The sequence below is a fragment of the Candidatus Symbiothrix dinenymphae genome, from assembly GCF_001431085.1.
In genome coordinates this window covers 1-1,090 of the sequence record NZ_BBRU01000061.1, presented here as the reverse complement: position 1 = coordinate 1,090, position 1,090 = coordinate 1, and the positions used below count along the sequence as shown (strand labels likewise).

The 1,090-nt window shown below is 48.5% G+C and carries 1 protein-coding gene; it reads right to left on the bottom strand.

What is annotated here, in order from left to right; translation table 11 throughout:
• On the bottom strand, window positions 1-1,090 hold a 1,090-nt coding region (locus tag ASC50_RS01075; protein WP_193391173.1), incomplete at both ends, for a glycoside hydrolase family 127 protein.

Genomic DNA, 1,090 nt, shown 5'->3' with positions numbered 1-1,090 from the left:
AAGGATCCGCCCATTCGGCACAATAAACAATGGGACCGCGTTCGATAGATATTTTTCCGCGGTCGGCTTCCACTTTGTCGTTGGCTTTCACTACGCGCGGTTCCATGTCGAAATGCACTTTCACCACGTCGTCTTTTTTCCATTGACGGGAAATCGCAAAATATCCCTTCTCCAACCGGCTGTCCACCTTGGCGCCGTTCACCGTTACCGCATAATTCAACTTTTTGCCGTCGGCATAACTGTACAAATCGCTGGGAACGACTTCCCCCTGCACCCAACCCGGCACGCGCACTTTCAATGTAAATTGCTGTTTTGAACGTGGTGACACTTTAATATTAATGTCGCCTGTCCATGGATACTCGGTCGATTGGCTTACTGCTACTTTTTTACCTTCCACATCCAATACGGCATCATTGCCCATAAACAGGTTCACATAGAGGTCATTATTTTTGACAGCATACACATAACCCGGCAGGGAAGGGATAAAACGGCTGACATTCGACGGGCAGCAGGAACTGTCAAACCACGGCTGGCGGACAAGTGTACTTCCACGATTAAATTTGAATTTGCTATCCGATTCCAATGGATTGGGATAGAAAAATGTGCCGCCATCCAGCGAAACACCGGAAATCAAACCGTTATACAAGGTGCGTTCCAGCACGTCGAAATATTTAGCTTCGCCGTGCAACAGAAACAGGCGGTAGTTCCAATAAACATTGGCAATGGCTGCGCAAGTCTCGTTGTAAGCCGTCAGATTGGGCAATTCGTAGTTATCGCCAAATGATTCGTGTTGATGACGGGCGCCTATTCCACCGGTGATGTAGAGTTTTTTCGACACCACATTGTCCCAAAGGCGGTCGATGGCGTGGATGTAAGCCGCATCGCCCGTGAGCGCTGCCACGTCGGCAATTCCCGAATACATATAAACGGCGCGTACGGCATGACCAACGGCTTCGTCCTGTTCCAAAATAGGTTTATGCATTTGTCTGGTGAAGGCGTCGCCTTTTCGGGCAGTGTAACCCCGTTTGTCCAAGAAATATTTTGCCAAATCAAGGTATTTCTTTTCGCCCGTTACGACATACAATTTAGC